The sequence below is a fragment of the Nocardia brasiliensis ATCC 700358 genome (assembly GCF_000250675.2).
Lineage (GTDB): Bacteria > Actinomycetota > Actinomycetes > Mycobacteriales > Mycobacteriaceae > Nocardia > Nocardia brasiliensis_B.
In genome coordinates, this window is sequence record NC_018681.1 from 2,806,714 (window position 1) to 2,832,497 (window position 25,784).

General features: G+C 66.2%; 28 protein-coding genes and 1 tRNA gene. 18 read left to right on the top strand and 11 right to left on the bottom strand.

The features are described 5' to 3' along the window. Positions 1-99 precede the first annotated feature (99 nt). The 4 genes from O3I_RS12610 (at position 100) to O3I_RS12625 (ending at position 4,204) form a co-directional block, all read left to right on the top strand. Positions 100-828, top strand: a complete 729-nt coding sequence (locus tag O3I_RS12610; RefSeq protein ID WP_041563716.1) for an amino acid ABC transporter substrate-binding protein — start codon at positions 100-102, stop codon at positions 826-828. A 12-nt stretch (positions 829-840) separates the two neighbouring features. Next, complete coding sequence (locus O3I_RS12615) at positions 841-1,509, top strand: amino acid ABC transporter permease (RefSeq protein ID WP_014983305.1); 669 nt, start codon at positions 841-843, stop codon at positions 1,507-1,509. A 352-nt stretch (positions 1,510-1,861) separates the two neighbouring features. Beyond that, on the top strand, positions 1,862-3,280 hold the full coding sequence (pyk, locus tag O3I_RS12620; RefSeq protein WP_171904518.1) for a pyruvate kinase: 1,419 nt from the start codon (positions 1,862-1,864) through the stop codon (positions 3,278-3,280). Positions 3,281-3,283: 3 nt separating this feature from the next. Next, a complete protein-coding gene (locus O3I_RS12625; protein ID WP_051066584.1) occupies positions 3,284-4,204 on the top strand; it encodes an acyl-CoA thioesterase in 921 nt (306 codons plus the stop codon). A 67-nt stretch (positions 4,205-4,271) separates the two neighbouring features. On the opposite strand, the gene O3I_RS12630 is transcribed toward O3I_RS12625, so the two are convergent. The 3 genes from O3I_RS12630 to O3I_RS12640 form a co-directional block, all read right to left on the bottom strand. Then, on the bottom strand, positions 4,272-4,691 hold the full coding sequence (locus O3I_RS12630) for a hypothetical protein (RefSeq protein WP_014983308.1): 420 nt from the start codon (positions 4,689-4,691) through the stop codon (positions 4,272-4,274). A 136-nt stretch (positions 4,692-4,827) separates the two neighbouring features. Beyond that, positions 4,828-5,445 (bottom strand): protein-tyrosine-phosphatase, encoded by a 618-nt coding sequence (locus O3I_RS12635; protein ID WP_014983309.1) that lies wholly within the window; start codon positions 5,443-5,445, stop codon positions 4,828-4,830. 239 nt (positions 5,446-5,684) lie between these two features. Next, positions 5,685-6,197, bottom strand: a complete 513-nt coding sequence (locus O3I_RS12640) for a phenylacetaldoxime dehydratase family protein (protein ID WP_014983310.1) — start codon at positions 6,195-6,197, stop codon at positions 5,685-5,687. A gap of 166 nt (positions 6,198-6,363) precedes the next feature. Here O3I_RS12640 and O3I_RS12645 point away from each other — a divergent pair, with 166 nt between their 5' ends. The 3 genes from O3I_RS12645 to crcB all read left to right on the top strand — a co-directional run bounded on the left by O3I_RS12645 (position 6,364) and on the right by crcB (position 8,238). Beyond that, positions 6,364-7,011 (top strand): hypothetical protein, encoded by a 648-nt coding sequence (locus tag O3I_RS12645; RefSeq protein WP_014983311.1) that lies wholly within the window; start codon positions 6,364-6,366, stop codon positions 7,009-7,011. A 340-nt stretch (positions 7,012-7,351) separates the two neighbouring features. Further along, positions 7,352-7,876 (top strand): fluoride efflux transporter FluC, encoded by a 525-nt coding sequence (locus O3I_RS12650; RefSeq protein WP_014983312.1) that lies wholly within the window; start codon positions 7,352-7,354, stop codon positions 7,874-7,876. Then, positions 7,873-8,238 (top strand): fluoride efflux transporter CrcB, encoded by a 366-nt coding sequence (gene crcB, locus O3I_RS12655; protein WP_014983313.1) that lies wholly within the window; start codon positions 7,873-7,875, stop codon positions 8,236-8,238. The genes O3I_RS12650 and crcB overlap by 4 nt, the downstream gene beginning before the upstream one ends. A gap of 3 nt (positions 8,239-8,241) precedes the next feature. On the opposite strand, the gene O3I_RS12660 is transcribed toward crcB, so the two are convergent. The 3 genes from O3I_RS12660 to O3I_RS12670 form a co-directional block, all read right to left on the bottom strand. Next, a complete protein-coding gene (locus O3I_RS12660) occupies positions 8,242-8,637 on the bottom strand; it encodes a VOC family protein (RefSeq protein ID WP_014983314.1) in 396 nt (131 codons plus the stop codon). Between the two features lie 3 nt (positions 8,638-8,640). Beyond that, positions 8,641-8,928 carry an ArsR/SmtB family transcription factor gene (locus tag O3I_RS12665; protein ID WP_014983315.1) on the bottom strand — a complete coding sequence of 96 codons (288 nt, stop codon included), beginning with the start codon at positions 8,926-8,928 and terminating at the stop codon, positions 8,641-8,643. 100 nt (positions 8,929-9,028) lie between these two features. Continuing rightward, positions 9,029-9,403 carry a nitroreductase family deazaflavin-dependent oxidoreductase gene (locus O3I_RS12670; protein WP_014983316.1) on the bottom strand — a complete coding sequence of 125 codons (375 nt, stop codon included), beginning with the start codon at positions 9,401-9,403 and terminating at the stop codon, positions 9,029-9,031. Positions 9,404-9,508: 105 nt separating this feature from the next. Between O3I_RS12670 and O3I_RS12675 the strand changes: the two genes are divergently transcribed. After that, positions 9,509-10,156: a TetR/AcrR family transcriptional regulator gene (locus O3I_RS12675; protein ID WP_014983317.1), complete on the top strand. Its 648-nt coding sequence runs from the start codon at positions 9,509-9,511 to the stop codon at positions 10,154-10,156. 380 nt (positions 10,157-10,536) lie between these two features. Here O3I_RS12675 and hspQ read toward each other — a convergent pair whose 3' ends face one another. Together hspQ and O3I_RS12685 are read right to left on the bottom strand one after the other, a co-directional pair. After that, positions 10,537-10,767 carry a heat shock protein HspQ gene (hspQ, locus tag O3I_RS45500; RefSeq protein WP_014983318.1) on the bottom strand — a complete coding sequence of 77 codons (231 nt, stop codon included), beginning with the start codon at positions 10,765-10,767 and terminating at the stop codon, positions 10,537-10,539. Positions 10,768-11,252: 485 nt separating this feature from the next. Beyond that, positions 11,253-11,336 (bottom strand) — tRNA-Leu (locus tag O3I_RS12685). A gap of 225 nt (positions 11,337-11,561) precedes the next feature. Here O3I_RS12685 and O3I_RS12690 point away from each other — a divergent pair. The 7 genes from O3I_RS12690 (at position 11,562) to O3I_RS12720 (ending at position 19,716) form a co-directional block, all read left to right on the top strand. Further along, the gene (locus O3I_RS12690; RefSeq protein ID WP_014983319.1) at positions 11,562-12,179 is read left to right on the top strand and encodes an ANTAR domain-containing response regulator; all 618 of its coding nucleotides are present in this window, start codon (positions 11,562-11,564) and stop codon (positions 12,177-12,179) included. A gap of 287 nt (positions 12,180-12,466) precedes the next feature. Next, positions 12,467-13,663, top strand: coding sequence for a branched-chain amino acid ABC transporter substrate-binding protein (locus tag O3I_RS12695; protein WP_014983320.1), 1,197 nt, complete (start codon positions 12,467-12,469; stop codon positions 13,661-13,663). A gap of 97 nt (positions 13,664-13,760) precedes the next feature. Continuing rightward, the gene (locus tag O3I_RS12700; RefSeq protein WP_014983321.1) at positions 13,761-14,798 is read left to right on the top strand and encodes a branched-chain amino acid ABC transporter permease; all 1,038 of its coding nucleotides are present in this window, start codon (positions 13,761-13,763) and stop codon (positions 14,796-14,798) included. Further along, positions 14,795-16,225 carry a branched-chain amino acid ABC transporter permease gene (locus tag O3I_RS12705; protein WP_014983322.1) on the top strand — a complete coding sequence of 477 codons (1,431 nt, stop codon included), beginning with the start codon at positions 14,795-14,797 and terminating at the stop codon, positions 16,223-16,225. Before O3I_RS12700 ends, O3I_RS12705 begins: the two co-directional genes overlap by 4 nt. Then, positions 16,222-17,217 (top strand): ABC transporter ATP-binding protein, encoded by a 996-nt coding sequence (locus O3I_RS12710; RefSeq protein WP_014983323.1) that lies wholly within the window; start codon positions 16,222-16,224, stop codon positions 17,215-17,217. Before O3I_RS12705 ends, O3I_RS12710 begins: the two co-directional genes overlap by 4 nt. A gap of 8 nt (positions 17,218-17,225) precedes the next feature. Next, positions 17,226-17,984 carry an ABC transporter ATP-binding protein gene (locus O3I_RS12715; protein WP_041562585.1) on the top strand — a complete coding sequence of 253 codons (759 nt, stop codon included), beginning with the start codon at positions 17,226-17,228 and terminating at the stop codon, positions 17,982-17,984. A 55-nt stretch (positions 17,985-18,039) separates the two neighbouring features. After that, the gene (locus tag O3I_RS12720) at positions 18,040-19,716 is read left to right on the top strand and encodes a DUF885 domain-containing protein (RefSeq protein WP_237748288.1); all 1,677 of its coding nucleotides are present in this window, start codon (positions 18,040-18,042) and stop codon (positions 19,714-19,716) included. A 72-nt stretch (positions 19,717-19,788) separates the two neighbouring features. On the opposite strand, the gene O3I_RS12725 is transcribed toward O3I_RS12720, so the two are convergent. Beyond that, positions 19,789-20,151 (bottom strand): hypothetical protein, encoded by a 363-nt coding sequence (locus tag O3I_RS12725; RefSeq protein WP_014983326.1) that lies wholly within the window; start codon positions 20,149-20,151, stop codon positions 19,789-19,791. Between the two features lie 201 nt (positions 20,152-20,352). Here O3I_RS12725 and polA point away from each other — a divergent pair, with 201 nt between their 5' ends. Continuing rightward, positions 20,353-23,097: a DNA polymerase I gene (gene polA, locus O3I_RS12730; protein ID WP_237748289.1), complete on the top strand. Its 2,745-nt coding sequence runs from the start codon at positions 20,353-20,355 to the stop codon at positions 23,095-23,097. Positions 23,098-23,342: 245 nt separating this feature from the next. Here the strand turns inward: polA and O3I_RS12735 are convergent, their stop codons facing one another. Next, positions 23,343-23,702 (bottom strand): hypothetical protein, encoded by a 360-nt coding sequence (locus O3I_RS12735; RefSeq protein WP_141692287.1) that lies wholly within the window; start codon positions 23,700-23,702, stop codon positions 23,343-23,345. A gap of 195 nt (positions 23,703-23,897) precedes the next feature. On the opposite strand from O3I_RS12735, the gene O3I_RS42580 reads away from it, so the two are divergent. Together O3I_RS42580 and O3I_RS12745 are read left to right on the top strand one after the other, a co-directional pair. Beyond that, positions 23,898-24,305: a hypothetical protein gene (locus O3I_RS42580; RefSeq protein WP_014983329.1), complete on the top strand. Its 408-nt coding sequence runs from the start codon at positions 23,898-23,900 to the stop codon at positions 24,303-24,305. 204 nt (positions 24,306-24,509) lie between these two features. Continuing rightward, positions 24,510-24,830, top strand: coding sequence for an integrase core domain-containing protein (locus O3I_RS12745; RefSeq protein WP_014983330.1), 321 nt, complete (start codon positions 24,510-24,512; stop codon positions 24,828-24,830). Between the two features lie 47 nt (positions 24,831-24,877). On the opposite strand, the gene O3I_RS42585 is transcribed toward O3I_RS12745, so the two are convergent. Further along, positions 24,878-25,630, bottom strand: a complete 753-nt coding sequence (locus O3I_RS42585) for a hypothetical protein (RefSeq protein WP_014983331.1) — start codon at positions 25,628-25,630, stop codon at positions 24,878-24,880. Positions 25,631-25,784 lie beyond the last annotated feature (154 nt).

The following is a 25,784-nucleotide window of genomic DNA, read 5'->3' on the forward strand; positions in this document are numbered from 1 at the left end:
GAAATACCGGCGTAACCTTGGCCGGATTTGCGTGTTGTGTGTGGAGCTCCATACACCGAAGAGAGGGAACCCGTGCGTCGCAAGCTGTTCGCCGCCGCCATGCTCGCCATCGTCGCCGCCACCGGGCTCACCGCCTGCGGTAGCAGCAGCGATCCGAACGTGTTGAAGGTCGGCACCGAGGGCACGTACTCGCCGTTCAGCTTCCAGGGCGCGGACGGCAAGATCACCGGCTACGACGTCGAGGTGATCCAGGCGATCGGTGAGAAGCTCGGCAAGAAGGTCGAATTCGTGCAGACGCCGTGGGACGCCATCTTCGCGGGCCTCGAGTCCAAGCGGTTCGACCTCGTGGCCAATCAGGTGACGATCAACGACGAGCGCAAGAACAAGTACGCGCTGTCGAGCCCGTACACCACCTCCGACGGCGTGATCGTCACCCGGTCGGACAACAACGGCATAACCACGCTGGCCGACCTGAAGGACAAGACCTGCGCCCAGTCGGCGACCAGTAACTGGGGCAAGGTCGCGGCCGGCGCGGGCGCGAAGGTCGAAGCGGTGGAGGGTTTCGTGCAGGCCATCCAGCTGCTGAAGAACGGCCGGGTCGACGCCACTGTCAACGACTCCCTCGCCGTCGCCGAGTACACCAAGAAGACCGGTGACAACGGCGTGAAGATCGCGGGCAAGACAGGCGAGACCAGCCAGCAGGCGTTCGCCGCCCGTAAGGGTGACGGGGTGATCACCGATGTCGACAAGGCGCTCACCGAGCTGCGCGCCGACGGCACGCTGGCCAAGATCTCGGACAAGTACTTCGGCACCGACGTCAGCAAGTAGCCGACGCCGTTCATGGATGCCGCCACTCGGGAACTGATCTGGCACAACCTGTGGCCGATGCTGCAGGCCACGGTCAACAAGACGATTCCACTCACCGCGATCAGCTTCGTCATCGGTTTGGTGATCGCGTTGTTCGTGGCGCTGGCCCGGATGTCACCGGTGTGGCCGCTCGCTGCGGCCGCCCGGTTCTACATCTCGATCATCCGGGGCACGCCGCTGCTCGTGCAGCTGTTCATCGTGTTCTACGCCCTGCCGCAGTTCAACATCGTGATCGATCCGTTCCCCGCGGCGGTGATCGCGTTCAGCCTCAACGTCGGTGGGTACGCGGCCGAGATCGTCCGCGCGGCGATCCTCAGCGTGGCGAAGGGGCAGTGGGAGGCCTCGCAGGCGCTCGGCCTGCGCTATCCGCAGATGATGCGGCTGGTCATCCTGCCGCAGGCGTCGCGGATCGCGGTGCCGCCGCTGTCGAACACCTTGATCTCGTTGGTCAAGGACACCTCGCTGGCCTCGACGATCCTGGTCACCGAGCTGTTGCGGGTCGCGCAGCTGGCCGCGGCCCCGACCTTCGACTTCTTCGCGTTGTACGGCGTGGCCGCGGTCTACTACTGGGTGATCTGCCTGATCCTCGGTTTCGGCCAGACCCGCCTGGAGACCCGCCTGGCCCGGCACGTCGCCACCTGACCCTTCTTTTCCCGGCTCGGCGGTTCGCGTGCACGGCCGGGATCGGAAGGGGCGGTGGTGAACGGCCGGCGCACCACGCTCCGGACGGGAGGTGCCGGGAACGGGCTTCAGCTACCCACGAAAGCACCCTCGAACGGCGTTCGCGGACGCTTCGATTTCACCCGGTTCCGCCTCGCGAATTTCTACCAGCGAGTAACATTTTCCGGCGTCGTTCCAAATACGTACCGCTGGCCTGCGGTGTTGCGCTATTCGTAACAGTTGTAGGTTTCACCAAGTCGCGATCGTTTTTTTCACCCAGCTTTCACCTGGGGCACAGCAGGCTATGGCTACCCGGCGGGACTAGGCTCTACCCGTGATGCGACGGACGAAGATTGTGTGCACGCTCGGCCCGGCTACTGCCACCGAGGACCGTATCCGCGAACTCGTCGAGAGCGGCATGGACGTGGCTCGGCTGAATTTCAGTCACGGCGAACACGCGGATCACGCCGAAAACTACAAGAAGGTGCGGCAGGCTTCCGATCACCTCGGCAGAGCGGTCGGCATTCTGGCCGACCTGCAGGGGCCGAAGATCAGGCTGGGCCGCTTCATCGAGGGCAAGACCGTCTGGGCGACGGGCGAAGAGGTCAGGATCACCGTCGACGACATCGACGGCACGCACGACAGGGTCTCCACCACCTACAAGGAACTCGCCAAGGACGCGAAGGCCGGTGACCGCCTGCTCGTCGACGACGGCAAGGTCGGTCTCACCGTGATCGAGGTCGTGGGCAACGACGTGGTCTGCCGGGTGACCGAGGGCGGCCCGGTCTCGAACAACAAGGGCGTCTCGCTGCCCGGTATGGACGTCTCGGTGCCCGCGCTGTCCGAAAAGGACATCGAGGACCTGGAATTCGCGCTGAAGCTCGGGGTCGACTTCATCGCGCTGTCGTTCGTGCGGTCCCCGTCCGACGTCGAGCTGGTGCACGACATCATGGACCGGGTCGGCCGCCGGGTGCCGGTGATCGGCAAACTGGAGAAGCCCGAAGCCATCGACAACCTGGAAGCGATCGTGCTCGCGTTCGACGCGGTCATGGTCGCCCGCGGTGACCTCGGCGTGGAGCTCCCGCTGGAGCAGGTGCCGATCGTGCAGAAGCGGGCCATCCAGATGGCGCGCGAGAACGCGAAGCCGGTCATCGTGGCCACCCAGATGCTGGAGTCGATGATCGAGAACTCGCGCCCCACCCGCGCCGAGGCCTCCGACGTGGCCAACGCGGTGCTCGACGGCGCCGACGCGGTGATGCTCTCCGGCGAGACCTCGGTCGGCGCCTACCCGATCGAGACGGTGCGCACCATGGCGCGCATCGTGCACGCGGTGGAGACCGAGTCGACCCGGGTCCCCCCGTTGACGCACGTGCCGCGCACCAAGCGCGGTGTCATCTCCTACGCCGCCCGCGACATCGGCGAACGGCTCAATGCCAAGGCGCTGGTGGCGTTCACCCAGTCCGGTGACACCGTGCGCCGCCTGGCCCGGCTGCACACCCCGCTGCCGCTGCTGGCGTTCACGCCGCTGCCGGAGGTCCGCAGTCAGCTCGCGCTGACCTGGGGCACGGAAACGTTCATCGTGCCGACGGTGGACAGCACCGACGCTATGATCCACCAGGTCGATGTAGCACTTCTCTCAATGGAGCGATACCAAAAAGGTGATCTGGTGGTAATCGTCGCGGGCTCCCCGCCCGGTACTGTCGGTTCCACTAACCTGATCCACGTACATCGCATCGGCGAGGAGGATCACTAGTCTATGAGCAGGTCTCTCGGTGGAACGGTGGTCGACGCGTCGACCGCCGGACGGTCTGATCTCGACGTTTTGCTCGGTCTGCTCGATCTGGAGCAGATGGACGAGGACGTGTTCGTCGGTCAGCACCCGGAGAAGGTGTGGAGCCGCACGTTCGGCGGTCAGCTGGTCGCGCAGGCGATCATCGCGGCCGGCCGCACGGTCGGCGACCGGCCCGTGCACGCGATCAACGCGCATTTCGTGCGCGGTGGCGACACGAAGAAGCCGATCGAGTACCGGGTGGACCGGCACCGGGACGGTCGCGCGTTCGCCAACCGCACCGTCACCGCCTACCAGGACGACCAAGAGCTCTTCGTGATGCTGGCGGCGTTCCAGGACTGGAACAAGGGGCTCGAGCACGGGCACCCGCTGCCGGAGGTGCCCGACCCGGAGACGCTGCCCCGGGTGGAGGAGAGCTTCCAAGGCTTGGAAGACAAGCTGGAGATGTTCATCAAGGCGCCGCATCCGATCGATATGCGCTACACCAACGACCCGGCCTGGATCCTGAAGGGCACGGGGGAGCGGCTCAACCACAACCGGGTGTGGATGCGCACCGACGGGCAACTGCCCGACGATCCGCTGCTGCACGTGGCGGCGCTGGGCTATTCCTCGGACACCACCGTGCTGGATTCGATCATCACCACGCACGGCCTGTCCTGGGGCCTGGACCGGATCGTCGCCGCGACGGTGAATCATTCGATCTGGTTCCACCGGCCGTTCCGGTTCGACGAGTGGGCGCTCTACGCCACCGAATCCCCGGTGGCCTCGGGTTCGCGCGGGCTGGCCACCGGCCGATTCTTCTCCCGCAGCGGCGAGTTGCTCGCCACCACCGTGCAAGAGGGCCTGATCCGGCACTTCCCGGCGCGCTCGACCACCACCGCGGGCTGAACCAACCGCTGTCCCCGGCGACCCGCGTCGCCGGGCACGGCGGACGGTGAGAACTGCCGGGTAACAGTCAGATTCGTTCGCGCTCGGTGTCGAGATCGACGTCGGCGCGTTCCATGGCGCGGATCGTGAACGGAATCCCGCGGTCGGGCTCGGTGCGCGCGACGCCGGAGATCCCTTGCCGCAGTTGCTGTTCCAAGCGCGCCATCGCGGCGTCGGTGAGTTCGGCGCGGGCGCCGACCAGGCTGAGTGCGATCTCGTAGGTGCCCCGGTCGCCCGGGTCCTGCTCGGGATGCGCCGCACGCCACTGGGTTTCGAGGGCGTCGTGGGCCGGGTCGTCGGTATCCACCGGCAGGGTGAAGCGCCACGCGAACACCTCCCGATCCTGGAGATGCTCGTCGACCACCTCGCGGACGGTCTGGACGACGCGTTCGAGGGTTTCCGATGTCACATACACATGGAGCGAAACATCCGAAATGCGTTTCGGCATGTCTGATTCCTGTCGTGTGTCGAACCAGCAACGGCGGAAGTTGTTGTCCGCGGGAGTGTAATCCCTCGCGCCCGGAAATGGACATAGCAGCCCTGCATTGCTGTGTCGAACTGCGCAATTGCCGCGGTATGCGCGCTTATCGGCGGTGTGCGGCGAGGAAAGAAGCCAGCGGCGCGGATTCCAGGCGCGGCTCGATGATCAGGCCGGACAGCTCGGCGTCGGCCGGGCGCGGCTGCTCGTGCGGAGCCAAAGCGAGGATCAGCGGTACCAGTGCTTCGGCGATCCGGTCGCCCACCTCGCAGTAGGCCTGCTCGGACAGGCCGACCGGGTCGGCGATGTTCTCCCGGCCGACCAGGGCGAGATCGTTGCGCGCACGGTGCAGTTCGGCGATCGAGCGCGCGCCGGTCACGTGCGCGATGCGGTGCGCCTCCAGTAGCGTGAAGGTGCGGGCGGCCACCCCGAAGCCCATCTCGCTCACCTGGTCTCGGATCTGCTGGGTCATCGTGAGGACCAGATCGGCGTTGTCCACCAGTTCCGGCTTCAGCCGGCGCGCCTTGAAATCGCTCGCGTCCGCGCCCAGTCCCTCGATCGCTTGCGCGGCCAGCGGTTCGACCGGAAAGCCCACCAGCGCACGGGTTCCCGCGCTCTCGGCGGTCAAATTCGGCAGTGCGTGTTCGACGGCGAGAGCGCGGGTGACGCGCTCGGCAATCACCGAACGGCAAACATTGCCGTTGCAGACGAACAGGACGTGCATAGGGATACGGTAAACGTTCGAATACACCGTGGATGTCCGAAAACCTCCGAATTCGGCTACCTGGACGAGTGTTCATCTGCAGGTCGAGCGCCGTACACGAACTGTGCCGCACAAAGTCTCGGTTCGAGATGTGCGTCGCATTCATAGGATGATCATGTTCAACTGTGTTCCCCTGCACTTACCCCACCCGTGGTGTATCGAAACACACCGTTGTGATTGCCTCGTGATCGGCACGGCGGTTAGTCGAATTCGTTGCCGTAGAGCGTCTTCTCGTCCACCACGGGCGCGACCTTGGCGGGCTTGTCGTACACCCGGCCGCGGGTGCTGAACATCCGGCCGCGCGAGTCGACCACCGGCGCGAACCGCGCCATCCCCGTCGGCCGCGCCATATCGTCGTACATCGCGTCGATGCCGCCGCGCATGAAGTAGGCCTCGTGCCAGAACCCCGCGCCGCCGGAGTCGCGCAGGAAGCGGTGCCACCACTCGCGGTGCGGGTCGGACCGGGTCCAGCGCTCCAGGCTGTCCAGATCGCGCCAGTACTGGCGGGCACCCCAGTGCGGCGGGAACAGCGACCAGATCACGTCTTCATGCAGCAGCAGCCCGTCCGGCCGATCCTGGTGCGAGCGATACAGTTTCGGGCCGAGCCCGAGCAGCCGCAGCAGGCCGCGTGGCTTGTGCACCCGCATCCCCAGGTAGATGACCACCAGATCCGGATAGTCCCGCAGATCGACCGTCGTCCTGTGCACCCGCATCGCAACCTCCGCTGACTCGGGCCTCCTATCACCCTATGCGTTGAATACGAGACGCAGGAGCGATCAGTTCAGATCGGGCCGCGGTGCCCGCGGAAAGCCCTGGCGGCCCGGCGTGGCGCGTCGGCGGATGCGCGGTCCTGTCGGTGCGCACCGCTAATCTGCGGGGATGGCCACACCGGATGCGGCACTGCGCCGCCTGCTGCGCGATATCGGAAAGCTCTTGCAGCCGTACGGGTTCGAGGGCTCCGAGCCCAGCTGGGTGCGGGTCGAGGAGGGCGGTGTGGCGGTGGTCGGCCGCACCAGGGCGTTGCGCTCCTGGACCGACGGGCAGCAGGTGCTGCGCTTCGGGTTGAGCCTGCGGGTCACGCCGACGGCATGGTGGGAGTTCGGCAATTGGCGCGCCGCGCAACTGGGCCGCGCGCCCAGTCCGCTCGCCGCGGCCACCGGTCCGGACCTGATCGCCGACGGCCTGCCCGAAGCCATGACGGAGCTGTGGTCGCTGCGCACGGAACCCGACCAACCGGGCCAGGTGCAGAGCGGCGATGTCGAGGTCATCCGCGCCGAACTACCCCGTCGCGTGCACGCCTACGCCCGCCGCGCCCGCCAACTCCTGGAGCCCGACCGCTACCTGGACGAACTGCTTGCCCAGCCCGACCGGCAGGTCGCGACCTGGGAGGCGATCACCGTCCTGCTCGCCGAGCGCGGACCCACCCCGGAATTCGACGACGCCCTCGCCCAGTTGCGCGCCCTCGCCCCCGCGAACCACGCCGACGAAGTCCTCGCCTACGCGCGAGCCCGGGCGGCGGTCGCCTGAACTGTTCGTGCTGCCTGAACAACGCCTCGGGCAGCACGGCGTTGGGGCGCTTGGTCTGTGATTCGGTGTTCGGGCAGTTGTCGGCTCGACTGTTCGCGCGCCATCGTGCGGCGTCTGCGCTGCCGCGGCTGTTTTCGCGGTTGGCCACGAGATTGCTGCCCCGGCTTCCGGGTGGGGTGCAGGCGAGAACTATCATGGTAGAGCTGCGGCATCGCTCGTCGAGGGGTGTCGCGCGGCGGTGGGGCCCGCCGTACCCGAACCGCGGCGATGTTGCCGACAACGGTCCCTGCTTGTGATGGCATGCGCCCGCTGCGGGCGCTACACGAGTGGGAGCCTCGGCATGACGACAACGGGTACCGGCTGCACGCAGACCGATATCGATCCCGATCTGTTCGATCCCGCGCCGCTGCGCGCCAGGATGAGCGCGCAGGCGCCGATCTTGGCGGTCATCGCGCTCGGCGGTGCGCTCGGCGCCGCCCTACGCTACGGCGCGGCCCTGATCTGGCCGACCGCCCCGGGTGCGTTCCCGGTCACCACGATGGTCGTCAACATCACCGGGTGTGCGGCCATGGGGGTCTTCATGGTGCTGATCACCGAGGCATGGACCGCGCCCCCGCTGCTGCGCCCCTTCGTCGGGACCGGCATCCTCGGCGGCTACACCACGTTCTCCACCTACGCCGCCGACAGTGACCACCTCATCCAAACCGGTAGTCCGGCAGTGGGTGTGGCGGTATTGGTGGCCACGCCGGTGGCGGCCCTCGTCGCGATTTGGATCGCCGCCGGGCTCACTAGACGGTTCATCGCCCTCGGTGCACGGCGTGTCCCGCTCGATGTCCAGGTCACCGCGCCGGAGGACGCGCAATGAACTGGGCCCTCGTCGTCGGCGCCGCGATGGTCGGGGCGCCGGTGCGCTATCTCACCGACCGGTTCGTGCAGCGCCGGCACGACAGCCTCTTCCCGTGGGGCACGCTCGCGGTCAATACCCTCGGCTGCCTGATCCTCGGCTTCCTCACGGCGACGGTGAGCACCGACTCGCACCTGCAACTGCTGGTCGGCACCGGCTTCTGCGGCGCGCTGACCACCTACTCGACCTTCTCGTTCGAGTCGGTCCAGCTGGCCCGCAATCACGCCCGCTTCTACGCCGTCGCCAACATCGTCGGCAGCATCATCACCGGCTTGGGCGCGATCTTCCTCGGATCCGCACTGGCGCAAGCTATTTGGGGCTGAGGCTCAGGCGCCGGGCTTGTGCTCGGCGATCTGGATGAGGTTGCCGCAGGTGTCGTCGAGGACAGCGGTGGTGACGGTGCCGTGGTCCAGCGGCGCTTGAGTGAACCGCACGCCGAGCCCGAGCAGCCGCTCGTATTCGGCGTGGATGTCGTCGACGGCGAAGGAGGTGAACGGGATGCCGTCCTCGACCAGCGCGTTCTTGAACGGGCGCGCGGCTGGGTGGGCGTCGGGTTCCAGCAGTAGTTCGACGCCGTCGGGGGCCTGCGGGGAGACGACGGTCAACCAGCTGTACTCGCCGACCGGCACGTCCTGCTTCTTCACGAAGCCGAGTTTCTCGGTATAGAAACGCAGTGCTTTGGCCTGATCGTCGACCCACACACTGGTGACGTTGATGCGCATGTCCTACTCCTTCGTCCAGCGATCGGTGAGATTTCGCAGCGGTTCTCGGTTCAGATAGTGGAACTTGTACCGGCCCTCCCGGCTCGCGGTCACCAGCCCGGCGACCGCGAGCACCTCCAGATGCTGGGAAATGGCCTGCCTGCTCGACGACATCCCGTGTCGCATCGTCAGCCGCCCGCAGAGCTCGAACAACGTCTGGCCGTCGCGCTCGGCGAGCTCGTCGAGGATCACTCGGCGCGTGGGATCGGCCAGCGCCTTGAACACCTCGGCGGAGTCGGTACCTTCGCTCACGCCCTCACTATAGGCAAGTAATCACTTGCATGTCACGCTCACCGGCGAATTGTGCCGACGACCGGCGGATGTGCCGACCTGGACGGCGTGTTGCCGCCGCTCAGCTCGGCACCAGGTCCATGCGGAGGAATTCGGTGATGCGGAGCAGTTTCGGCGGGCGGCTCACCTCCTTCGGCAGTGCTTGGAACGCTTCGGCTGCCCCGATCAAGCGGGGAGTTCCGAGTTGCAGGTCCCGGCCGTCGATGCGCAGCCCGGCGCGACCGGCTTTCAGGATGTTCTGCACCCAGTCCGCGCCTGATCCGTAGACCAGGATGAACAAATAACCGCCCTCGACCGGATGGGCGTCCAGCGGTGTGCGGTAGGTCGTGCCCGAGGTGCGTCCGACATGGGTCAGCACCGGCCACTTCCCGCCCGCGACAGCGCGCGGATTGAACACCCGCTTGTTCACGTGTCCCCACCATTTCGGCATCGGCATCGGAGTCTCCTTCACTTGCTGCCTTACACCCGTAAGACTGGCTTACATCTGTAAGGTAGGCTTACGTACGTAAGGCTGTCAACCATCCGTTTTCGAGGAGCCGCCATGTCCCGACCGCCGCTACCGCTCAGCAGAGACCGCGTCCTCGAGGCCGCGGTCCAGGTGGCCGATCGCGGTGGGGTGGAAGCGATCACCATGCGCCGAGTGGCGCAAGAACTGGGCGTCGAGGCGATGTCGCTCTACCATCACGTGCCCAACAAGGACGCCATCCTCGACGGCGTGGTCGATACCGTCTTCGCCGCGATCGACCTGCCGGACACCGCGCAGCCGGACTGGCGCGACGCCCTCCGCGCTCGCGCATACTCCGCCCGCCGGATCCTGTCGCAACATCGCTGGGCCCTCGGCCTCCTGGACTCCCGGCGCAACCCCGGCCCGGCCACCCTGCGCCACCACGATGCCGTCCTCGGCGTGCTCCGCAACGCCGGATTCACCCTCCCGACGGCCGCGCACGCGGTCTCCCTGATCGACAGCTACATCGGCGGCTACGTCCTCCAGGAAGCGAACCTCCCCGCGACGACCCCCGGCGATGTCGAAACCGTGGCAGGCGGCATCCTCGACCACCTCCCCGACGACCTGCCGCACCTGCGCGAGATGATCGTCGACCACGCCCTGCGCCCCGGCTACGACCACACCGCCGAATTCACCTACGGCCTCGACCTCATCCTCGACGCCCTGGAAGCCAAGCGCGCGTAGGTTTTTCGCCCCGCGCAACCTCGAGTCGCGCCCCACGCGGGCGACCTGCGACTGGACGAGTGATCACCGGTAATGGTGGTGGGAGCCTCTCGGCCGATGCCGCAACCATCACCTGGTGATCACGTGACCAGCTCGAAGCGAGGCACCCCAGACCCCGCCACTCGGTTGCGTCGCACTTCGAGGCCAACCGCCACCCGATGCCGCATGCGAGCCCAGCCGTCGGAGGTAGGTGCCCACCGGTGTGCCTTATCCCTCGTTGATCGTCACCCGATGTCGGCAGGGGAGCTCAGCTGTCGGGAGGTGGGCTGGCGTTCGGCGAGGCAGGTGCCCACCGGTGCACCTTGTTCGCCGTCGACCGCCCCCGATGCCGCCAGGCGAGCTCAGCTGTCGGAGGTGAGCTGGCCTTCGGCGAGATACGTGTCGACCGGTGCGCCTTGTTCGTCGTCGATCGTCACCAGGTACCAGGGGCTGGAGCGCACGTCCGGGTTGAGGGTGAGCCCGTTGTCGTCGTGCGCGGGCGTGTATTCGAGGTCGACCTCGACGACGATGCCGTGCCTGCCCAGGGAGACGTGCCGAACCCGATCCCCGACACCGAACTTGGCTTCCGACATGCTGCACGCTCCTTCGTTCCCGCAATCGCCACTGTATCCGGTGTGCCCCCAACGAGATTGCCCAATCCACCCCACTCGACGCGTCCACGTGGAAGCCGGGCCAACCCCCACCGCAGGCCTGCAGCCTAACCGCCCACCCCGCCCCCACCCGGTAACCGAGCCCCCTACACGCCCCCACCCCACCAAGATCAAAGTTGACACCCGCCGACCCCCTAGGCACCACCCGTATATAGAGGACTCGCCGCACCTTCCCACCCTCGCGCCCACGGCAAGGGGTCGGGGGCGAAACCCTGCCGAGCGGGCCGGGGTTACACCGGGACGAAATAGCGTGAGACCAGATCCGCACCTTCCCACCTCACGCGCCCACGGCAAGGGGGGTTCGGGGGCGAAGCCCCGCCGAGCGGGGTCCGGGGGTTGCACCCCCGGTGTAATGACGAGAGAACCCCGTCCGCGCATTCCGCGGACAGGGGTCACCTGTGATCGAGTGCCGAGTGTGGGACTCGAACCCACACGTCCTTTCGGACAACGGTTTTTGAGACCGTCGCGTCTGCCAGTTCCGCCAACCCGGCGCACCGGGACGAAATGATAGCGGGTGGAGGGGGCTGGTACCTAACTGGTTGGTGGCGGGCCCGCGGTCGGGCGGTTTGCCCTGGGTATATGCGTTCTATGCCGAAGTGAAAGGTACTCTTTACATCACTCGAGACCGGTGGTGAGGTCGATGGTCGGCAAGTTGGACCAGCGTCCACTCTGCGGCGTGTCGGGGACAGGCATCGAAACCACGAGGGGTCTTACCTATGAGCACAGCAGCAGGGGGCGCAGGCACTAAGCGCGACGCGGGGGCGAAGCGGGTCGTCGTGGCGGAGGATGAGGCGCTCATCCGCATGGACCTGGTCGAGATGCTGACCGAAGAGGGCTATCTGGTGGTCGGTGAGGCGGGTGACGGGCAGCAGGCGGTGGATCTGGCGGTGGAGCACCGGCCGGATCTGGTGATCATGGATGTGAAGATGCCGCGCCGGGACGGTATCGATGCGGCGGCCGAGATCGCGTCGAAACGTGTTGCGCCGGTGGTGATTTTGACGGCGTTCAGTCAGCGGGATCTGGTCGAGCGGGCACGCGACGCGGGGGCGATGGCGTATCTGGTGAAGCCGTTCACGAAGTCGGATCTGGTGCCTGCGATCGAGTTGGCGGCGAGCCGGTTCCATGAGATCACCGCGCTGGAGGGCGAGGTGGCGAATCTGTCGGACCGGTTGGAGACGCGCAAGCTGGTGGAGCGGGCGAAGGGCGTGCTGATGCAGACGCAGGGTTTGTCCGAGCCGCAGGCGTTCAAGTGGATTCAGCGGACCGCGATGGATCGCCGGACGACGATGAAGGCCGTCGCGGAGGTCGTGCTGGAGAACTTGGCTCCGAAGTGACAGGGGCGGTCCGGTGAGCGGACCGCTGACGTATGCACGCCGTGCTGACGGACTGTGCCCGCCTGCGCTGATTAGAAGGAAATTTTACTCACGTGAAACAGGATCGTGAACAAGAATTCGACACGATGTCGGATTCATGATCCGAATGTGATGCAGAACTAACGCACCAACGCTATGTTCTGACCGGGCTGACGTGGTCGGCCCCCTCGGTGATCCCGGGGGAGCACAGGACTTAGAGGTGAAACGTGCTTAGTTCGACATGGCACAGTCGTACGACGCGAGGTGTTTTGGCAATCGGTGCAGCTGCCGCGCTGGTGCTGACCGGTTGTAGTGACAAATCGACCAGCACCGGTACGGATGCGTCCGGTACCAGTGGGGCGTCCGGCCTGAAGATCACGCCGGTCGTTCAGGTGGACACCAACGGCAAAGAGGTCGCGAAGGTCGATCCGGCGAAGGCCGCCGATCCGGCCGGCGACGGCAAGGCGACGTGCGCGCCGACCAACATCGCCTTTGCCGGCGCGTTGACGGGTCCGAACGCTGCTCTCGGGATCAACATCGATATGGGTGCGAAGCTGGCGCTCGATCAGCACAACAAGGCCAACCCGGGCTGCCAGATCACGTTGAAGTCCTTCGACACCGAGGGTGACCCGCAGAAGGCCACGCAGGTGATCCCGCAGATCGTCAACGACAAGTCGATCGTGGCGCTGCTGGGCCCGACGTTCTCCGGTGAGACGAAGGCGACTGGCAAGATCCTCAGCGATGCCGGCTTGGCGTCGCTGACCTCGTCGGCGACCAACGCGACGCTCACGGCCAACGGCTGGACCAGCTTCTTCCGCGGCCTGGCCAATGACGATGTGCAGGGTCCGTCGGTGGCGAAGTACCTGACCGGCACCGCGGGCTACAAGAAGATCTGCGTGGTCCAGGACAACAGCGACTACGGCACCGGTCTGGCCAAGAGCATCACCGAGGGTCTGGGTGCCGCCGCCGACGCGAGCTGCGCGTCCAGCATCAAGACCGGTGACAAGGACTTCTCCGCGACGGTCACCAAGATCGCGGGCGCGAACGCGGACGCGGTCTTCTACGCCGGCTACTACGCCGAGGGTGCGCCGCTGGCTCAGCAGCTGAAGTCGGGTGGCTTCAAGGGTGTCTTCGTGGCGCCGGACGGCACCAACGATCCGCAGTTCCTGTCCCAGGCGGGCAGCGCGGCCAAGGGCGCGACGCTGACCTGCCCGTGTGGTCCGGCTCCGGAGAAGTTCGAGAAGGACTACCAGGCTTTCAACAAGCAGCCCTCGGGTGTCTACTCCGTCGAGGCCTATGACCTGGCCACGATCCTGACCAAGGCGATCGGCGCGGGCAAGGTGACCCGCCCCGACATCTTGGAGTACGTGCGTTCCTATGACGGCGCCGGCCTGGCCCGTCAGTACAAGTGGAGCGCCAACGGCGAGCTGAGCAACGCGCTCATCTGGATCTACACGGTCAAGTAACCCGACCCACGAGTCGCGCAGCACGTAACGGGGTTCGCGCGAATCCCGTTACGTGCTGCTGTTTCGTGAAGGGCGAATGAATGAGGGCGAATTACGAATGACTTCCACTGCATTAGCCGACGCAGTACAACTCGTCGGCGGCTCGATCGACTTCAACTATGAGGGAGTGATCGACGATTTCTGGCGACTGACCGTCGACGGATTGTCCTACGGTGCTATCTATGCACTGGTTGCTGTGGGCTACACCCTGGTCTACGGCGTACTGCGGCTGATCAATTTTGCCCATTCGGAAATATTCATGCTCGGCTTGTTCGGCCAGTACATCGGGCTGATGTTGCTGGGCTTCTCGCCGAGTGGTGATGTCTATTCACAGGGCATCATCCTCACCATCACCTATCTGGCGCTCGCGATGATCTTCGGCATGGCGGTGTCCGGTGCGGCCGCGGTCGGGCTCGAGCGCATCGCCTATCGGCCGTTGCGCCGGCGCGGCGCCAAACCCCTGATCTTCCTCATCACCGCTATCGGCGCGTCCTTCGTGCTCCAGGAGATCGTGCACTTCGTGCTGCCGAAGATCTGGCCGAGCCTGGGCGGTTCCAACGCGCAGAAGCCGATCATGCTGGTGGAGCCGACGAAGCAGTTCAGTTTCGGCGGCGCGGACATCACCAACGTGACGATCGTGATCATCGTCGCCGCGGTGATCCTGGCGATCGCCACCGAACTGCTGATCAATCAGACCAAGTTCGGCCGCGGCATCCGGGCCGTGGCGCAGGATCCGGATACCGCGACGCTGATGGGTGTTTCGCGGGAACGGATCATCATGCTCACCTTCCTCATCGGCGGTGTGCTCGCCGGTGCGGCGGCGCTGTTGTACGCACTCAAGATTCCGAACGGCATCATCTATTCGGGCGGTTTCATCCTGGGCATCAAGGCGTTCAGCGCCGCGGTGCTCGGCGGCATCGGCAATCTGCGGGGCGCGTTGCTCGGCGGGTTGCTGCTCGGTCTGGCCGAGAACTACGGCCAGATCCTGTTCGGCACGGAATGGCGTGACGTGGTCGCGTTCGTGGTGCTGATCGCGGTGCTGATGATTCGACCGACCGGCATTCTCGGTGAGAGCCTCGGGAAGGCACGCGCATGAGTGAGGTAACCACGAAACCTGTTGTCCCTCCGGCCAAGCCGGAACAGCCGCGGCACGGTGTCGGTGACGCCCTGCGCGGCTGGTGGAGCGGGCTGTCCCGGCCTGTCCAGTGGGCGGTCGGGGTGCCCGCGATCATCGCGCTGGCGCTGCTTCCGCTGTTCCCGCCGCCGTTCATCGATACGCCGGGCACCAGTTTCGGCGGCGTGATGGCGCAGTTCGCGATGTACGCGCTGATCGCGATCGGGCTGAATGTCGTTGTCGGCCAAGCCGGTTTGCTCGACCTGGGGTATGTCGGCTTCTATGCCGTCGGTGCGTACACCGTCGGTCTGCTCACGAGTCCGAACAGTCCGTGGAATCAGACCGACGGCGGCTGGCTCGGCAGCAAGTGGGCCTGGCTGGCCTGTGTACCGCTGGCCGTCGCCGTCACCGCGGTGTCCGGGTTGATTCTGGGTACGCCGACGCTGCGGTTGCGCGGTGACTATCTCGCGATCGTCACGCTGGGCTTCGGTGAGATCGTCCGGCTGCTCGCCGACAATCTCGGCGATCTGACCAACGGCAGCCTGGGCCTGTCCGGTATCGCCTACCCGTCCGTCGGGGTGTCCGAGGACAAACCCAACGGCTACTTCTCCGCGGGCAACGTCGGTGATTCGGAGTCCTCGAATCTATTGGATCGGGCCAATGCCGGCGTCTGGTGGTTCTGGGTCGGCATGGTGCTGGTGATCATGATCCTGCTGATCGTCGGCAACCTCGAGCGCAGCCGGGTCGGCCGGGCCTGGGTCGCGATCCGGGAGGACGAGGACGCGGCCGAGATCATGGGCGTGCCCACGTTCAAGTTCAAGTTGTGGGCCTTCATGATCGGCGCCGCGGTGGGCGGGTTGTCCGGTGCGTTGTACGCGGGGCAGGTGCAATTCATCAACCCGACCGGGTTCAACATCATCAACTCCGTGCTGTTCCTGTGCGCGGTCGTCATCGGCGGGCAGGGCAACAAGCTCGGCGTGATCGTGGGCGCGTTCGTCATCGTGTATCTGCCGAACCGGCTGCTCTCGGTGCAGGCGGTCGGTCAGTCGGCGGTGGGCTGGGTGGCGCTGATCTTCACCATCGCGCTGGTGGTCGGTTTGATCGTGATGTGGCGCAGGTGGGCTCGGGATCAGGAGCGCCCGATCCGGTTGGGCTATCTGGCGGGTGGTGCGGTCGCGGTGATCGTGATGCTCGTCGTGCTCAACAACGTGCTGGTCTTCCAGAAGCCGGGCGCGCAGTCGCTCGGTGACTACAAGTACCTGTTCTTCGGTATCACGCTGATGGTGGTCATGATCTTCAAACCGCAGGGCCTGTTCCCGGTCCGGCAGAAGCTGCTCGCCTACGGGCGGCAGGTGTATCAGGCGGTGCGCAGGCCGTCCGGCGACGATGCGATCGGAGGGACCCGATGACCGGGCCGAGCGCAGGCGGCGCACTGTTCGACAACGAGGACATGGCCGCGGGGTACGCGGCCGAGCCCGAGACCGAACCCAGTGCCGGCGTGGTCGATCTGACCGCGGTGAACCCGGACCTGGCCGACGCGGAGGCGGTCGCGGAGGTCGTCGCCTCGCATCGCGAGATCGAGACGGCCGTCGGTGCGCCGCTGTTGCGCACCGAGGACCTGACCGTGAAGTTCGGCGGCCTGACCGCGCTGGACGCGGTGAGCTTCGAGATCCGCCGCGGCGAGATCCTCGGGCTCATCGGACCCAACGGCGCGGGCAAGACCACCTGCTTCAACGCGATCACCGGCGTCTATCGGCCGGCGTCGGGCACCGTCTACTTCGACGGCGCGCCGCTGACCAAGACCAAGCGCAACGCCATCACCCGGCTCGGTATCGCGCGCACCTTTCAGAACATCCGGCTCTTCGGCGAGATGACGGCGCTGGAGAACGTGGTGGTCGGCACCGACGCCAGGCACAAGACCTCGGTGCCCGGCGCCATCTTCCGCACCGCCCGGCATCGCCGGGAGGAGCACGACGCGATCGAGCGGGGCATGGCGCTGCTCGAATTCGTCGGCATCGCACCGCGGGCGGTGGAGAAGGCGCGCAACCTCTCCTACGGCGACCAGCGCCGGCTGGAGATCGCCAGGGCGCTGGCCACCGAGCCGAAACTGCTCTGCCTGGACGAGCCCGCCGCCGGGTTCAATCCGAGCGAGAAGTCGGCGCTGATGGATCTGATCCGCAAGATCCGCGACGACGGGTTCACCGTGTTGCTGATCGAGCACGACATGCGCCTGGTGATGGGCGTGACCGACCGGATCGTGGTGCTGGAGTTCGGCCGCAAGATCGCCGACGGACTGCCCGCCGCCATCCGGGAGGATCCCGCGGTGATCGCCGCCTACCTCGGGGTGCCCGACGACGGCACCGACGCGGGGACGGCAAGCGCACACGGGACGAACGGGTAGGAGCAGCGATGACATCGCAGACAGAACCGGTGCGGCGCAACGGCTCCGACGCCTTGCTCGAGGTCGACGACATGGTCGTCAACTACGGCAGAATCCAGGCGCTGCACGGGATTTCGCTGAAGGTGGCGCCGGGCGAGCTGGTGACGTTGCTCGGCGCGAACGGTGCGGGCAAGACCACCACCATGCGGGCGCTGTCCGGACTGCTGCCCCTGACCAAGGGGCGGGTCCTGTTCGAGGGCCGCGACATCACCCATATGAAAGCGCACGAGCGGGTGGGTCTCGGGTTGATCCAGGCACCAGAGGGCCGGGGCGTATTCCCCGGCATGACGGTGCAGGAGAACCTCGACATGGGTTGCTACGGAAGGCCGTTCAAGCAGAAGGCGGAATACGACAAGACGCTCGAGTGGGTGTTCGAGTTGTTCCCGCGCATGCTGGAGCGGCGCAAGCAGGTCGGCGGCACGCTCTCCGGCGGCGAGCAGCAGATGCTGGCCATCGGCCGTTCGCTGATGGCCCGGCCACGACTGCTGCTGCTGGACGAACCGTCGATGGGCTTGGCGCCCATGATCATTCAGCAGATCTTCCGGATCATCTCCGAGATCAACAAGCAGGGCACCACGGTGCTGCTGGTCGAGCAGAACGCGCAGCAGGCGCTCTCGCGCAGCGATCGCGCCTACATCATGGAGACCGGCGAGGTCACCAAGACCGGATCGGGCAGCGAACTGCTGACCGACCCGGCGGTGAAATCGGCCTACCTCGGTGTCGGCTAGCCCGATGAAGTAAACCCCGGTGCCGCGCGGCCGCGCTCGAGGCATGATCATGCTCATGACTGAGCGCGATCAGCTGAGGGATTTGGCCGAGCGGTACTGGGACTCCTTCCTGGCGGCCCGGCCGAGCGACGCGACGTTGCTCGGCGACCGGCGATTCGACGACAAGATCGAGGATCTGTCCGCCGCCGCCGACGAGCGGTTGCTGTCGACCTGGCGCGAACTGCTCGGCCAGGTCGACGCGCTCGACCCCGCGGGACTCGACTCGACCGACCGCATCACCCACAGCTTGCTGCGCACCGAATTGTCCGGCGCGATAGACCGTTTGGCGTGGCGGCCGACCGAACTGGCCTCCGATCAGATGGAGGGCGTGCACGCCTGGGTGCTCACCATCGCGCCGCAGATGAACGCCCCGCAGCCGGAGCACGCGCTCGCGCTCGTGCAGCGGTTCCGGCAGTTCGGCGATCTGCTCGGACAGGCGGTCGTGCGGTTCCGGGACGGTCTGGCCGCGGGCCGCACGCCCCCGCGGATCACGCTGGAGCGCTCGCTGAATCAGCTCGACGGCTACCTTTCCTCAGACCTGTCCGAGGATCTGTTCGTCACCTTCCCCGGCCCCGAGGGCTGGGCCGGCGAGGCGGCGTGGCGGGCCGAATTGACCGACGTGGCAAGGGATGTCATCCGTCCCGCGTTCCAGAGCTACCGGGACATGCTGTTCGAGGAGCTGGTGCCGGTCAGCCGCCCGGACGACAAGCCGGGTCTGTGCTGGCTCGGCGCCGACGGCGAGGACATCTACCGGCGCCAGCTGCGCTTCCACACCACGCTGCCCGAACTCGGCGCCGACGAGATCCACGAACTCGGCATGACCGAATTGGCCGGGCTGCGTGAGGAATACGCGACCATCGGCGAGCGACTGTTCGGCACCGCCGAACTCGGCGAGATCTTCGCCAGGCTGCGCGAGGACCCGGAACTGCGCTACGCCGACGGCGAACAGATCATGTTCGACGCGCGACGCGCCCTCGCCGCGGCGAGCGCCGAGATGGGCAACTGGTTCGGCAGGCTGCCCAAGGAATCGTGCGATATCGTCCCGATGCCGGAGTTCCTCGCCGCGGATGCGCCTGCGGCGTACTACTTTCCGCCCGCCGCCGACGGATCGCGGCCCGGCGCCTACTTCGTCAACCAATACCACCCGACCGGCCGCGGCCGGTTCGAGACCGCGTCGGTCGCCTTCCACGAGGCCATCCCCGGCCATCACCTGCAACTCACCATCGCCAACGAACTCGACCACCTGCCCCGGTTCCAGCGCCAGTCGTACGCGAACACCGCGTTCGTCGAAGGCTGGGCGCTCTACACCGAACGACTCGCCGACGAAATGGGCCTGTACGAGGACGATCTCGGCCGGCTCGGCATGCTGTCGGGCGATTCGTGGCGGTCCTGCCGCCTGGTCGTCGACACCGGCCTGCACGCGAAAGGCTGGAGTAGGCAACAGGCCATCGATTTCATGGTCGCCAACGTGCCGGTCGGGCTCGCCGAGATCACCGCCGAGGTGGACCGCTACATCGGCATGCCCGGCCAAGCGGTCGGCTACAAGGTCGGCCAGCTGGAAATCCGCAAACAGCGTCTCGCCGCCACCGAACGCCTCGGCTCTGCCTTCGATATCAAGGCGTTCCACGACGTGGTGCTCGGCTCCGGTTCGGTGAGCCTGCCGGTGCTGCGGGAGATCGTCGCCACACTGTGATGCTGCGTGCCGGGGCACGGGCATGTGTGTCCCGGCACGGAAATGGAGCGGCGTTGTGGGACTTGATTCGGTTCAGCAGTGCTCTTCGATCATGACCATCACGCGATGGTCGGTGTCGCGGAACTCGGTGAGCAGGAAAAGGGCCCTGGCGTGTGCCCGGTCCGCGCAGAATTCCTCGACCTCGTGCACGAGGTCGGCGCGCTCCTGTCCGACCACCTCGTGCGCCGCGCCGATGTAATCGTGGAACACGACCGTGTCGGGATTCTGCAGCAATCGACGCGCCCGCGACGGAACGAGCAGGTCCCGGCCACGCCGTCGCCAGGTCGTGCCGTTCTGGTCCGTCCAGAATCGCTTGGTGGGTCGGGGACTCTCGTAGTTCGCAGCCGCGTTGTCGAGAGGGTCGGCGCTGAGGCGTCGACGACGATTGGTCGACATAGAGTGAGTGTGCCAGCGGGCGCGGCATCGCTCGACCCATTTTCCGGGCACGCCTCCGAGCTGTGGTGCGTGGGTTTCGGGTGCGGCATGCGGTGGATCGGATGTTGTGTGCGTCACGGGGGAGGGGGTGTCGAGACTCGATGCGATGCGCATGGGTGTCGGCGTAACACCTTGTCGGTGGCGGTCCCTAGACTCGGGGGCGTGAGTTCACCCACGACTGCTCAGCGTCCCGCCACCGCGTCCGCCACCAGCGAAGCCGCGCCGGGAGACCGGCCGACTCTGATGTTGCTGGACGGGCATTCGATCGCCTATCGCGCGTTCTTCGCGCTACCGGCGGAGAACTTCAAAACGGTGACGGGCCAGACCACCAACGCGGTGTACGGCTTCACCGCGATGCTGATCAACCTGCTGCGCGACGAGAAGCCGACGCATATCGCGACGGCGTTCGACGTGTCGCGCAAGACCTTCCGCACCGAGGCGTACCCGGAGTACAAGGCGAACCGGTCGCAGACACCGGACGAGTTCCGCGGGCAGGTCGAACTCACCAAGGACGTGCTCGGCGCGATGGGCATCCCGGTCATGGCCATCGAAGGCTTCGAGGCCGACGACATCATCGCCACGCTCACCACCCAGGCGGTGTCGGAGGGTTTCCGGGTGCTGATCGTCTCCGGCGACCGCGACGCGATCCAGCTGGTCAACGACAACGTGACGGTGCTCTACCCGCGCAAGGGCGTCTCCGATCTCACCCGGTTCACCCCCGACGAGGTGTTCGCGAAATACCAGCTCACCCCGTCCCAGTACCCGGACTACGCGGCCCTGCGCGGCGACCCGAGCGACAACCTGCCCGGCATTCCCGGTGTGGGGGAGAAGACCGCCGCCAAGTGGATTCGCGAATACGGCGACCTGAACACCTTGGTCGACAAGGTGGACGAGGTGAAGGGCAAGGTGGGTGACGCGCTGCGGGCAAACCTGAGCAGCGTGGTGCTCAACCGTCAGCTCACCGAGATGGTGCGCGACGTGCCGCTGCCCTACACCCCCGACCAGCTGGCGCAGCAGCCGTGGGACCGCAACAAGATTCACCAGCTCTTCGACGACCTGGAGTTCCGCGTGCTGCGGGATCGGCTGTTCGAGACGCTGGCTCCGAAGGAACCCGAGGCCGAGGCGGGCTTCGAGATCAGCGGCGGCGCGCTCGAGGTGGGCGCGGTGGCAGGCTGGCTCGCCGAGCACGCGAAGGCCGGTGTGCGGCAGGGCGTCTCGATCGTCGGCAGCGGCACCCCCGGCAGCGGTGACGTGCGCGCGCTCGCCATCGCGGCAGGCGACGGCGAGAGTGGCTACATCGATGTCGCGATCCTGACCCCGGAAGACGAAGCGGCGCTCGGTGCCTGGCTCGCCGACCCGGCCGTGCCGAAGGCACTGCACGAGGCCAAGGCGGCGATGCACGCGCTGCGCGGACGCGGCTGGACCCTCGGCGGACTCACCAGCGATACCGCACTCGCCGCGTACCTGGTCCGTCCCGGGCAGCGCAGCTTCAACCTCGACGACCTGTCCCTGCGTTACCTGCGGCGCGAACTGCGGGCCGAGACCGACGAGACCCCGCAGCTGTCGCTGCTCGACGACGAGGACGCCGTCGACGCCGAACTCGCGCAAACCGAGATGCTGCGTGCCAGGGCGGTCGCCGACCTCGCCGACGCGCTCGATACCGAACTCCAGCAGATCGAATCGGTGCCGCTGCTCGCAGACATGGAGTTGCCGCTGCTGAGTGTGCTTGCCACGCTGGAGGATTCGGGCATCGCGGTGGACACCGACCAGCTGGAGACCTTGCAGCGGCAGTTCGCCGACAAGGTGAACGAGGCCGCCAACGCCGCCTACGAGGTGATCGGCAAACAGATCAACCTCGGCTCCCCGAAGCAGCTGCAGGTGGTGCTGTTCGACGAGCTCGATATGCCGAAGACCAAGCGCACCAAGACCGGCTACACCACCGACGCCGACGCGCTGGAATCGCTGTTCGAGAAGACCGAGCATCCGTTCCTGCAGCATCTGCTCGAACACCGGGACGCGACCCGGCTCAAGGTGACCGTCGACGGCCTGCTCAAATGCGTCGCCGACGACGGCCGCATCCACACCACGTTCAACCAGACCATCGCCGCCACCGGCCGGCTCTCCTCCACCGAGCCGAACCTGCAGAACATCCCGATCCGCACCGACACCGGCAGGCAGATCCGCGACACGTTCGTCGTCGGCTCCGGCTACCAGTCGTTGATGACCGCCGACTACAGCCAGATCGAGATGCGCATCATGGCGCACCTGTCCGGCGACGAAGGACTCATCGAAGCCTTCAACTCGGGTGAGGACCTGCACACGTTCGTCGCCTCCAAGGCGTTCGACATCCCGCTCGCCGAGGTGACGCCCGAACTGCGCCGCCGCATCAAGGCCATGTCGTACGGTCTCGCCTACGGTCTCAGCTCCTACGGCCTCGCCGCCCAGCTGAAGATCAGCACCACCGAGGCCAAAGAACAGATGGACGTGTACTTCGACCGGTTCGGCGGCATCCGCGACTACCTGTACGAGGTGGTCGAGCAGGCCCGCAAGGTCGGCTACACCTCCACTCTCTTCGGCCGCCGCCGCTACCTGCCCGACCTCGACTCCAGCAACCGGCAACGCCGCGAGGCCGCCGAACGCATGGCCCTCAACGCCCCCATCCAAGGCACCGCCGCCGACATCATCAAGGTGGCGATGATCAACGTGCACAAGGCGATCCAGGAAGCCGGCCTGCGTTCCCGCATGCTGCTCCAGATCCACGACGAACTCCTCTTCGAGGTCGCCGAAGGCGAAAAAGAAACCCTCGAAGCCCTCGCCAAAGCCCAGATGTCAGCCGCCATCCACCTCTCCGTCCCCCTGGACGTCTCAGTAGGCACCGGCCGCAGCTGGGACTCCGCCGCCCACTGATTCCCGCCCGCGCATCCACCTGGCTGCGGGTCTTTCGCGTCGCCCGCGGGCTAGGCCCTCGCCAACCGCGCAGGTCGCCCGCGGGCGTGGGTCGCGGGGTTGTGGCGCGCTGCGGGAGGCGTCGAGCCCGGGTGCGGGTGTTGGTCGGTTGATCACGAGGAACTGGTGGCGGCATCGGTCGAGAGGCTCCCGCCACCAGTTCCTCGTGATCATGCGTCCAGGAGTCGGGGTGCGGGATTCGGCGTTCAGCGCTGGTCGGTGCGGGGGCGCAGGGCGTAGGCGGGGACCAGTTGCCCTTGAACTACCAGGTCGGGGCGGCCGTCGGCGTATTGCACGCTGAATGTCACCCGGCCCATCCAGTCCCCGGCGACCGTCGGCACCCAGTGGGTGAGCAACCCTGCTCGCTCCCCGGTCATGATCACTCCGGCACCGTTCGTGTGCTTGGGCGTGCCCGGATCACGAATCACGATCGCATCCAACCGAACCCACACCGGCCGCGGCCGCACCGTAACCGCGGCCGCATAATGCCCCACCCCATCCGGTTCGATCAGCTCCGGCTCCGTACCCTCCGTGCGCGGCACCCCAGACTCTGATGTCGAACTCATGTTCGAATAGTAGCGCCTCTAGTGCGTCATCATATTTGGCAGGTTCGTGTGGCCGGCCACCTTATCTGTCACCTGACCATCTTTTCTGTCACCACTTTGGTTGTTGCCCCGGTGGCGGACTGTGACCCCAGTTATAGATGGCGGTCCCTCTAACCGGGATTGGCGGCGGCGGGGCGACCAACGAAGATTTTGCCCATGGACCGCATCATCGACCTCGACCAGGCCGCTGCCGAGATCACCTCACGTCTGTCCGCCTGGACCGCGCGCGGGCTCTTCCTCGCTCCGATCACCTGGCGAGACGAGACCGCGCCCTGGCCCCAGCCGCTGGAAACCGGCCGGGTTCTGGTCACAGATCCGGACTCGGTCGGGGTGCGGATCCAGAGTGCTGACGGATCGAATTTCGTGAGCATCGTCCTGTTCCGTGGCGGGTGGGCAGATCTCGACGTGCTGGCCAATGACGAAGTCACCATGGAATGCCCGCAGATCACCCATCCGGAGGAATTCGGCGCCCTGCTCGACTCTGCGATCACACGCTTCATGGATGCAACATCGGTGACACATACGGATGCAACATCGGTGACACATACGATGGAAGAACGGTGACAGATACCGTGATCAGGATCCCGACTCCGCCCAGCTCGGCCGAGGCAGTCGGTGACAGATGTGATGGTCAGTCACAGTTCGCCAGGTTAAAGGTCCTGCGGTTGCCGGTTTCGAGGTTCGCCCCATTGGCCGGGATCCCTTGATGACCTACGCGACGACCGGGGAGTAGCCGAGGGTCTCGGGCCGGAGGGTGAGCCGGTCGGCGTGGCTGCGGCGCGGATCGCGGTGGTTTCCGATAACGGCTCGTGTTTCCGCGGCGAGGTCTTCAAGACGGCCTTCCTCGGCTCCGATCCGCTGCTGCGGCATGTCCGCACCCGTGTGCGTTCCCCGCAGACCAACGGTGTGATCGAGCGGTTCTTCGGGACGTTGAAATACGAGCATTTGTATCGCGGTGTGATCGCCGATGGTGATGCGCTGGACATGGAGGTCCACCGATTCCGCGTCATCTACAACACGCTTCGACCTCATCAAGCACTCGGAGACCGGACACCCAAGATCGCCTACCTCCACGATCAATCCGGCTGAGAACACGCGATATGCGGCATGAGCGGACAGGCGGCACTAGTTGCGATTCAGTTGGTGACGCCAAGAGCGCCGGTCCATGACGGGGTATCCAGGCCGGCGCGGCGTGCCAGCGCAAACATCGCGGCGATGTCGGCGTCGGTCTTCGGTTGAAAACCCTCGTCGGAGTCATAGTCGTCTTCGGGGTAGTACTCCTCTTGTAATCTCGCCATCTCCGTGGCGAACGTTCGCAGCGCGTTCTCGGTGACCGCGCCCCGCTCCGCGGCATCGACCAGCTGGTCACACAAGTCCACGATGCCCGTGTCCTCCGCGCTGAACATCAGCCGGTCGGTGATCTTCTCGACCGCGTCGGCGCGCGTGGTCAACGTCGAAATGCCGGAATCGAGTCCGTCGTCGGACAGATCGTTCGGATACGGCGCGCGATGCCAGGCGCCCTCGTCGAACCAGTAGACGCAGCCGACCATGGCCGAGTCGATCAGATCGAGCAGGTAGTTCCGCGGTACCCAGTCCGGCGCACCGGCCAGCACGTCGATCGGGGTCTCGTGAAATTTGACCTTGCTCGACTCGTCCTCGCCGACGAGCAGAGCGCGACCGTCACCGAACCACTTCATCACCCACCAGGTGCACCCGCTGTCGTCCCAGTGCACGCCCTTGTCATCGATCCAATGCCCCGCAAAACGCTGGAACGGCCCGTCCTGCTTGCCCTGATCGAAGGTGGCGATCGCGACCCCTGCCCACCGTTTCCACAGCAGCTCAGCGTCCGGCAGATCCTCCGGTCGGCCCGGCTCGTGCAAGTTCCCCACTGTTGCTCTCCTGACTCACTTTTAGTGCCAGCGTAAGCGGCAGCACTGACACTCAGCGCAGACAACAGTGGAGCGCCACGATGTTCACCGTCACGGAGACCGAGAGGCTGACGCCCGGTAGCGGAGACCAGGAAGTGCGTGAACGGTTCCTATT

Bases quoted from the DNA above. Each gene is read 5' to 3' on its own strand.
- O3I_RS12610 (WP_041563716.1), top strand. From the start codon at position 100: ATGCTCGCCATCGTCGCCGCCACCGGGCTCACCGCCTGCGGTAGCAGC.
- O3I_RS12615 (WP_014983305.1), top strand. From the start codon at position 841: ATGGATGCCGCCACTCGGGAACTGATCTGGCACAACCTGTGGCCGATG.
- O3I_RS12625 (WP_051066584.1), top strand. From the start codon at position 3,284: ATGAGCAGGTCTCTCGGTGGAACGGTGGTCGACGCGTCGACCGCCGGA.
- O3I_RS12630 (WP_014983308.1), bottom strand. From the start codon at position 4,691: ATGCCGAAACGCATTTCGGATGTTTCGCTCCATGTGTATGTGACATCG.
- O3I_RS12635 (WP_014983309.1), bottom strand. From the start codon at position 5,445: ATGCACGTCCTGTTCGTCTGCAACGGCAATGTTTGCCGTTCGGTGATT.
- O3I_RS12640 (WP_014983310.1), bottom strand. From the start codon at position 6,197: ATGCGGGTGCACAGGACGACGGTCGATCTGCGGGACTATCCGGATCTG.
- O3I_RS12645 (WP_014983311.1), top strand. From the start codon at position 6,364: ATGGCCACACCGGATGCGGCACTGCGCCGCCTGCTGCGCGATATCGGA.
- O3I_RS12650 (WP_014983312.1), top strand. From the start codon at position 7,352: ATGACGACAACGGGTACCGGCTGCACGCAGACCGATATCGATCCCGAT.
- crcB (WP_014983313.1), top strand. From the start codon at position 7,873: ATGAACTGGGCCCTCGTCGTCGGCGCCGCGATGGTCGGGGCGCCGGTG.
- O3I_RS12660 (WP_014983314.1), bottom strand. From the start codon at position 8,637: ATGCGCATCAACGTCACCAGTGTGTGGGTCGACGATCAGGCCAAAGCA.
- O3I_RS12670 (WP_014983316.1), bottom strand. From the start codon at position 9,403: ATGCCGATGCCGAAATGGTGGGGACACGTGAACAAGCGGGTGTTCAAT.
- O3I_RS12675 (WP_014983317.1), top strand. From the start codon at position 9,509: ATGTCCCGACCGCCGCTACCGCTCAGCAGAGACCGCGTCCTCGAGGCC.
- hspQ (WP_014983318.1), bottom strand. From the start codon at position 10,767: ATGTCGGAAGCCAAGTTCGGTGTCGGGGATCGGGTTCGGCACGTCTCC.
- O3I_RS12690 (WP_014983319.1), top strand. From the start codon at position 11,562: ATGAGCACAGCAGCAGGGGGCGCAGGCACTAAGCGCGACGCGGGGGCG.
- O3I_RS12700 (WP_014983321.1), top strand. From the start codon at position 13,761: ATGACTTCCACTGCATTAGCCGACGCAGTACAACTCGTCGGCGGCTCG.
- O3I_RS12705 (WP_014983322.1), top strand. From the start codon at position 14,795: ATGAGTGAGGTAACCACGAAACCTGTTGTCCCTCCGGCCAAGCCGGAA.
- O3I_RS12710 (WP_014983323.1), top strand. From the start codon at position 16,222: ATGACCGGGCCGAGCGCAGGCGGCGCACTGTTCGACAACGAGGACATG.
- O3I_RS12715 (WP_041562585.1), top strand. From the start codon at position 17,226: ATGACATCGCAGACAGAACCGGTGCGGCGCAACGGCTCCGACGCCTTG.
- O3I_RS12720 (WP_237748288.1), top strand. From the start codon at position 18,040: ATGACTGAGCGCGATCAGCTGAGGGATTTGGCCGAGCGGTACTGGGAC.
- O3I_RS12725 (WP_014983326.1), bottom strand. From the start codon at position 20,151: ATGTCGACCAATCGTCGTCGACGCCTCAGCGCCGACCCTCTCGACAAC.
- O3I_RS12735 (WP_141692287.1), bottom strand. From the start codon at position 23,702: ATGAGTTCGACATCAGAGTCTGGGGTGCCGCGCACGGAGGGTACGGAG.
- O3I_RS42580 (WP_014983329.1), top strand. From the start codon at position 23,898: ATGGACCGCATCATCGACCTCGACCAGGCCGCTGCCGAGATCACCTCA.